Origin of the sequence: Helicobacter macacae MIT 99-5501 (assembly GCF_000507845.1) — a bacterium.
Taxonomy (GTDB): domain Bacteria; phylum Campylobacterota; class Campylobacteria; order Campylobacterales; family Helicobacteraceae; genus Helicobacter_B; species Helicobacter_B macacae.
In genome coordinates this window covers 545,854-553,332 of sequence record NZ_KI669455.1, presented here as the reverse complement: position 1 = coordinate 553,332, position 7,479 = coordinate 545,854, and the positions used below count along the sequence as shown (strand labels likewise).

The window sequence follows — 7,479 nt, the reverse complement described above, 5'->3', positions numbered from 1 at the left end:
AGATAAAATATCAAATGTCATAAAGTAAGTGTGAAAAAGTGTGAAAGATTTGTGGGGGGAGGTTGGAAAAATTTCGGTGGAAATGTAAATTTTTTGGGAATTTATGTGGGTTTAGACTTTGCTAAATGCTGCTGCTATGAGCATTTAAAGACTTTTACATAGTCCGTTCGCAATCAACAAAAATAAGATTTTATTTACAAATTGTTTTTTTTTATAAGGTATCACTTACAATGCAAAATATTTGGAGGATATGAAAATGAGTAGATTAGCAAAAATAGTCAGAATAAGTTTGCTTGTGTTTGCTGCTAATTTAGTTTGTGCCAAAAATCTAACAATTAGCGAAGTAAGAATACACATTGAGGAGATAAAAGAATCAAGCAAATTAGCAAATTCAAAAGTAATAGATACTATGAGTTATAATAGCCCTCTTGATCTTGTATATAATCCGTGTTTTCAACACTATGCTACCGTAATGAACAAAACAGAACAAAAACTTATAGAATATATCAGATATAATCATACAACCCATCCTAATGTGCCAAATGGTAGATATGTAGCATATTTTATCAAAATAGGGAAAGCAGAATACGACAAATGTATAGCAAAATTAAAAAACGAGTCGGAAAAAGAAAGAAAAAGGCAAGCAGAACAAGCAAAGCGTGAACTAGAACAAGCAAGGCAAGCAAAAATACAACAAGAACAACAAGAAAAAATACAAAATGATTTTATAAAGAAAATGGAGAAAGAGGGGAAAGTAGTAGCATATTTCGGCGATAATTCTGAAAATAGATTGATTTATAAAGAGTATTATGAAAACGATGAAAAAATAACAGAACTTTTTGATAAAGAAAGTGGAACTGAACTAAAAAGCAAAGCAAGGTTTTATCCAAGCGGATTATTAAAATATAAAGAAGAATATTCAGACGGCAAAATAAATGAAAAATATATCTACGATTCAAATGGAAAATTAGTTAAGAAATACGAATACAATTTCAATGGAAAACTGCTTGAGAAATATTACGATTCAAATGGAAAGTTGGTTGAAGGATACGAATACGATTCAGATGGCAAACTATCTAAGAAATACTTCTACCTAGATGGAGATATAGTTCATGAAGTGATATATGAGTAATTAAGCTTTTTACAAGCGCAAAAATCAAGCCCTTATGGTTTTGCTCAAATTATGATTCAAATTAGTGGGTATTGCGAGTTTATAAATAAGTATCATATAAATACGATACAATAAGGTGTTAGCGCATTTGAAAACAAGATAGAGTAAGATTTGGAGCGTACAAAATGTGTGTTGCAAAATCAAAAAAAGACATTGCATAATGTCATATCAACTGGCATTATGCTACTTAAATCAATAAATTTAGATTCTACTTTCTCGTTACTCTAGCTTTCTTTGGTGCGCTTGGAGTATCCATTTTTAGCATAAACACTCTCCACAAAAACCCAGCACTCAATGCCACAAACAAAATCACAAACACCATTTCACTCTGCGTGTGGATACTCTCAAACTCCTCCGTGCTTGTCGCAGCCACCCCCTCTTGCTGCATAGCGACAATGGAGGGCGTATAATACAGCGTAAAAAGAAAAATAAGCACCACACTAAAAGCCCCCACTGCAAGCAAAAACAGCGACTTTTTTGATGAAGTATTAAACGCAAGTAGCTCATACACAAGCACAAAAATCGCCACAGCATTTAGCGCGTAGCTACACCGCACAAAAATCTGCGTCATAAGCACCCCCGAAGCATATCTAGTCATATACAAATCCGTTATGCCAGCCTTGCTTAAATAATCAGAGGCATTAAAAATCACGGGCGCACTTAGCACGCCACAAGCCAAAATCCCTCCTAGCGTTATCCCCACCACCCAAAGATAAATGCTTGTCATACAAGAAAGTAGGGCTTTCATATTATTCCTTTTATGGTAAAATCCGCCAAAATCGCGACAAACGCACAAACACACCAAAAACCAAAATCATAGCAAAAAAGAGTAAAAATGCAGATTTTATTCTCTCCTAGTGAAGCCAAGCTCTCCCCAAAAGAAATCACAAATGCAAGCACCACAAAAAGATCTATCTTAGAAGACGCACTTTGGGGCGGGCAAGTAGCGCGAAACGCTAATATAAGCGCGTATTTAGACGCATTGCAAAAATCTAGCGAGCTAATCAAAATCTTTGGCACAAAGCGCGTAGATATGGATATGCTTAGTGCTTGCCTAGAGTTAGCAAATGCGCCTCGCATAGAAGCCTTGAAGCTATATAGTGGCGTGGCTTACAAGGCATTAGATTTTGCGAGCCTAGAGAAAAAGGCACAAGATTTTTTGTTAGAATCTACGCTTATTTTTAGCAATCTTTTTGGGCTTGTGAGGGGATTTGACCCCCTGCCCTACTATCATCTAAACCAAAATTATCGCTCCAAAAATCTAAGCCTAAACGCCCTATACAAAGCCCAAAGAGATGAGATTAGCGCGTTTTTGGATAAAATCATCATAGATTTACGCGCAGGAGTATATGCCAAAGCATATCCGCTTAAAAGTGCGAATTTTTGCCAGCCACACTACATTTTGCCTATCCCAAAAGGCACTTCTCATCAAGCAAAACTCTATCGTGGGTTAGCCCTAAGAGAGCTAGCCATAGCCTCTTTGCAGGGCAAGCAAGCCTTGCAAAAAATACTTAGCGAAAAATTTGTCTATGTGGATTAGATTTTGCAGTTTTTGATTTTAAGATTTTTAGATTCATTCTCTACAAAATATACGAGCCACAAAAATATGCAAACAAAAACATAGCCACAAATCCAAAATCCACACTTTCAAAATCCACTTTAATTAAGGATACAAATGCCACCCAAAAATCCCACCCCACAAAACCCTATCAAAAACACCGCGCAAATATCCCCCCAAATCATATTTGGACCTGTGCTATCGCGCCGATTTGGACGCTCTTTGGGGGTAGATTTGTCCCCTAGCGTGAAGCAGTGCAATTTTGATTGTGTGTATTGCGAGCTACACAAAGCAAAGCCTGTGGATTCTATGAGTGAGATTGTTCCTTATACACAGATTTTAGAAGCGATAAAAGGCGGGCTGCAAGCGCACAAAGACATTTGCGTGCTGACTTTCACAGCCACAGGAGAGCCCACACTCTACCCGCAGCTTTATGAGCTTATAAGCGCGACAAAGCCACTTTTGCCACCACATATCAAAACACTTATCCTTAGCAATGGCTCAAAATTCCAAGCGCAAAAAAAGGCTTTAGCACTTTTTGACATCGTGAAATTCTCAATCGATGCGGCGATTTTAGGCGATTTTAGGAAAATCGACCGCCCAAGCAAGAGGCTATCTTTGCCAAGCATATTGCGCGGTATAGAGGATTTTAGTATAGATTTTCGTGGGGAGCTAGTCGCTGAAGTCTTGCTAGTAGAGGGACATAATGATAGTGAGGAAAATCTACGCTCTATCGCGGAGTTTTTGCGAAATATCCGCATATCTCGCGTGGATTTGGGCAGCATAGATAGACCTAGTGCCTATCAAGTCAAAGCCGTGAGTGAGGAGAAGCTACGGTGGGCAAGTGAGTTTTTTGCAGGGCTAAATCTATCGCTACCAAAGAGGGCAAAAATAGAATCTAAAGACGCACTAAGTGTGGCAGATATATCTCAAGTTTGCCCAAAAGATTGCTCCAAAAAAGATTGCTCCAAAAATAAGAAAACAAAATCTAGCAATCCTAAGCAATCCCAAAATCTCCCACCAAATAACCACAAAAATGCCAAATCATACACCAAAGATTCTCTACTGAAATTTATCGCTACGCGCCCTGTGGAGCGAGATGAAGCGGAATTACTTTTTGATAAGCGCACGCTTAAGATTTTGAGCTCTTTGCTAGAGGAGAAAAAAATCGCACTCAAATCCCAAGCGCAGAATACCTTTTATACCATTGCAAAAGCGTAGTTTTTGCCACTCAATTAAAAGTTGAGATGAATTTTTTTATATTTTTCTTGCGTAAATCTTAGAATGTTAACTTGTTATCACAAGCTAGATAATATCTTTTTATCTAGCTTGAATCCTTACTTGAACCTTTTGTCTAAGATTTTTTGCGCAAAATCTTGTAAAAATCACATTATGTTTTTGTTTAATAAATCCTACTATACTCACGCCTCGCCAAATAAGGCTAAATCTATCAAGGAGATTCCAAATGTTTGAGCATATTATTATTTTCCTATAACCATAAAATAGAGTGTCTCATATCTATAAAGACACTCTTGATTGACTAGCTCTTAAATCCTGTAACCCTCTTTCCTACAAAAACTTCGTTATAAAATCCTATTTTTACCACACACATTGGCAATCACACATAAAACTATGTCATACCAACTTTAAACATATTGATTCTGCATTGTCGCATTATCGCGCTATTGCACCTTTTTGCAAAATATTTTTACGCAAAAAATATGATTTTTTGTTTTTTTTTTTTTGTAGCTTATGCTACAATTCGACATTTTTAACCCCCAAAATCAAAGGTATAGCAAATGAGACAATCATTTAAAAACACACTTCAGTCGCTTGAAAAGGCGGTTAAAAAGGTATTTGGCATTAGGAAAGAGCGCAAAGGGCGAATCTTAGATTCGCGCGGATTTGTGTGCGATTCAAAAGAAAAAATCACGCGATTTGTGCTGTTTATCCCGCTTTTTCAAAAGATTCGCACACTTGTAAATGTGAGCGAATTTAACAACGGCGCAAATCGCATCTCACGGGGGGGGGAATCGCAAAAGTTTTGCAATCCTAAATCCACGCTATACACGATAAAAACCACATATAGACTTCTTGGAATACCACTATTTTTCGTTTTCAAAACCACTCTAAACAATCTAAACAAAAAGTATACTTTAAGTGCCTCTATACATACGGGCTATTCCACAAATATAGGCGAATATGTCGCCACAAATCCAAACATAGAAAATGATATTTCTACTCTTATCAAAGATTTGGATATCGCAAGCAAAGTCCTTGTGTCGCGACAAATTGCCCTTTCATTAAAAGCATACAAGGCAAATAATCCAACAATCACCGAGCTTACCGCAGATGAAATCGCTGAGCTTATCAAAATAAACGCGGAGTTTTATCCCAATATCCTTGAGCTAGGTGCGAATCTCTACGCTTATAACGGCTATTTATTGCCCAAAAATGACTTTGAAATTAGCGTATTTTGGCACAAACACGGTCTAAATATTTTAGAGCCAAGCACTTTGGCAAAAATGAGGGGTAAAGATTTTATTGATGTAGGTGGATATGTAGGTGATAGTGCATTACTTTTTGAGAGAGAATTTTGCGATAAGAATATTTATAGTTTTGAGGCTACAAAAGCGAATTTTAGGCTTATGCAGCGCACTTTGGAGCTAAATAATTCAAAGCGAATCGTCCCTATAAATAAAGGACTTGGAGCAAATAATAGCACAATGCAGATTTGTATCGCTGAAGGTGGCTCTAGCATTGTCGCTCACAATAGCGATGAAATGGAAAGCGTGGAGATTATCACGCTTGATGAGTTTGTGAAAGAGCGTAAAATTGCAGTGGGATTTATCAAAGTCGATATTGAGGGCTTTGAGATGGAGTTTCTAAAAGGTGCAAAAGAGACTATTTGTGCGCAAAAACCCGCAATGCTTTTAAGCATATATCATCAGCCAAGCGATTATTTTGGTATCAAACCGCTAATCGAATCGTGGAATCTAGGCTACAAATTTAAGATTCACAAGGGCGTAGATTTCAATCTCACTGTTGAGACTGCACTATTTTGCGAAGTGATAGAGTAGCCATAAAATAATCAAATCTCAATAAGCTACGCTTATAACCAAAAATAGCTACACATAGCCAAACCCCACGCTAGCAACATTTTACACTCAACTAACATTATTGCGCTTATGATACTTTTAAAACCATTGATTTATCCAACGCAGGTAAAGACAAACCTACACAACCTCATCACTAGATTTTGTGCCAAACCCAAAATCTAGCACCAAACTATACAAAAGCCGTTTACTCTAGCTCTTGTTGCCAAATTTTTGAGCGATTTTTTCGATGATTAGGCTACTTGACTTGCCTTTTATGAAATCTGCTAGCACGACTTCTTTGGCTATATCGCTACCTACGACTTCCTTGCCCTCATAGTCCGAGCCTTTGACAAGTGTGTGTGGTTTTATGAGTTTTATAAGCTCTAGTGGCGTATCTTCATCAAATACCACAACAAAATCCACGCATTCTAGCGCACATAGCATTAGTGCCCTATCTTGCTGGCTATTTATAGGGCGATTTTGCCCCTTTAGTCGCTTCACGGAGTTATCACTATTTAGCCCAACTATCAGCAAATCCCCAAGCTGTCTTGCTTGCTGTAAATACGCGATATGCCCCGCGTGAAGCAAATCAAAGCAACCATTGCTAAAGATGATTTTTTTCTCTCTTAGGCTTGGTAGCAAAGTGGATAGCTCCTCTTTAGTGATGACTTTTGAGGAGGAGTAAGAGCCATTGTGCAAAAACGCAACTATCTCGCTAAAGTTTGCACTCGCGCTACCTATCTTGCCGATTACCACAGCAGCCGCAGCATTTGCGAAGTGGCAGGCTTCATAGATATTTAGCCCACCGCTAAGCGCAAAGGCAAGTGCAGCTATGACAGTATCTCCAGCTCCTGTTACATCATAGACTTCTTTAGCGATTGTGGGGGATTTGGTAAGTTTCTTTTTGTCCAAAATAGCGATTCCCTCCTCGCTAAGCGTAACAAGACAAATATCAAGTTTGCAATCTTTTTGTAGCTTTTTCATCGCTTGCTTTAGAGAATCATCATCTTTGATTGTGATTTGTGTGGCGATTTGCGCTTCAAGTTTGTTTGGTGTCAGCAAAGTAGCGTTTTGGTATTTGGAGTAATCACTGCCTTTTGGGTCGATAAGCACAGGTTTGCCCTCACTTTTGGCAAGTTTTATGAGGGATTTTGTGAGTTTGGGTGTAAGCAGTCCTTTGGCATAGTCGCTTAAAATCACCGCATCAAAATTTCTCATCTTGTGCTTAAGTGTGGATAAAATCTCATCTTGCAATCCCTCATCTATATCATCGCTTTTTTCTCTATCTACTCGTAGCACTTGTTGATTTGAAATTAGGATTCTGCTTTTTTGTGTGGTAGGGCGAGCAGAAGTCTGCACGATATGGGTGATGTCTATGTTTTGGGTGTGAAGTTCGTTTATTAGCCACTTGCCAAACTCATCTTTGCCGATGATTCCACATAAACTTACTTTCGCACCAAACGCTATGAGATTTGCTGCGACATTGCACGCACCACCTAAGCGGTTGTTTTCTTCTTTGACATTTACCACTTGCACGGGTGCTTCAGGAGAGATTCTGTTGCACTTGCCCCAGATATAGTGGTCTACCATCAAATCGCCTATGACTAGGATTTTGGGGTGTTGTTTTTGTAGATTTAGCATTTTATTTCCTT

Annotated in this window: 6 protein-coding genes; 4 read left to right on the top strand and 2 right to left on the bottom strand. The window is 38.1% G+C overall.

Features of this window, described 5'->3' with window-relative positions:
• The first annotated feature begins 256 nt into the window (after window positions 1–256).
• Window positions 257–1,132 (top strand): toxin-antitoxin system YwqK family antitoxin, encoded by an 876-nt coding sequence (locus tag HMPREF2086_RS09900; RefSeq protein WP_023928705.1) that lies wholly within the window; start codon window positions 257–259, stop codon window positions 1,130–1,132.
• 247 nt (window positions 1,133–1,379) lie between these two features.
• Here the strand turns inward: HMPREF2086_RS09900 and HMPREF2086_RS09895 are convergent, their stop codons facing one another.
• Entirely contained in the window at window positions 1,380–1,919 is a 540-nt protein-coding gene (locus HMPREF2086_RS09895) for a DUF4149 domain-containing protein (RefSeq protein WP_023928704.1), read from the bottom strand.
• Window positions 1,920–2,006: 87 nt separating this feature from the next.
• Here HMPREF2086_RS09895 and yaaA point away from each other — a divergent pair, with 87 nt between their 5' ends.
• From yaaA to HMPREF2086_RS12230, 3 genes are all read left to right on the top strand, one after another.
• Window positions 2,007–2,711 carry a peroxide stress protein YaaA gene (gene yaaA / locus HMPREF2086_RS09890; RefSeq protein ID WP_023928702.1) on the top strand — a complete coding sequence of 235 codons (705 nt, stop codon included), beginning with the start codon at window positions 2,007–2,009 and terminating at the stop codon, window positions 2,709–2,711.
• Between the two features lie 135 nt (window positions 2,712–2,846).
• Window positions 2,847–3,950, top strand: a complete 1,104-nt coding sequence (locus HMPREF2086_RS09885; RefSeq protein ID WP_023928701.1) for a radical SAM protein — start codon at window positions 2,847–2,849, stop codon at window positions 3,948–3,950.
• A gap of 578 nt (window positions 3,951–4,528) precedes the next feature.
• Window positions 4,529–5,809, top strand: coding sequence for an FkbM family methyltransferase (locus HMPREF2086_RS12230; RefSeq protein WP_023928700.1), 1,281 nt, complete (start codon window positions 4,529–4,531; stop codon window positions 5,807–5,809).
• Between the two features lie 228 nt (window positions 5,810–6,037).
• On the opposite strand, the gene rfaE1 is transcribed toward HMPREF2086_RS12230, so the two are convergent.
• The gene (gene rfaE1, locus HMPREF2086_RS09875) at window positions 6,038–7,468 is read right to left on the bottom strand and encodes a D-glycero-beta-D-manno-heptose-7-phosphate kinase (RefSeq protein WP_023928698.1); all 1,431 of its coding nucleotides are present in this window, start codon (window positions 7,466–7,468) and stop codon (window positions 6,038–6,040) included.
• Window positions 7,469–7,479 lie beyond the last annotated feature (11 nt).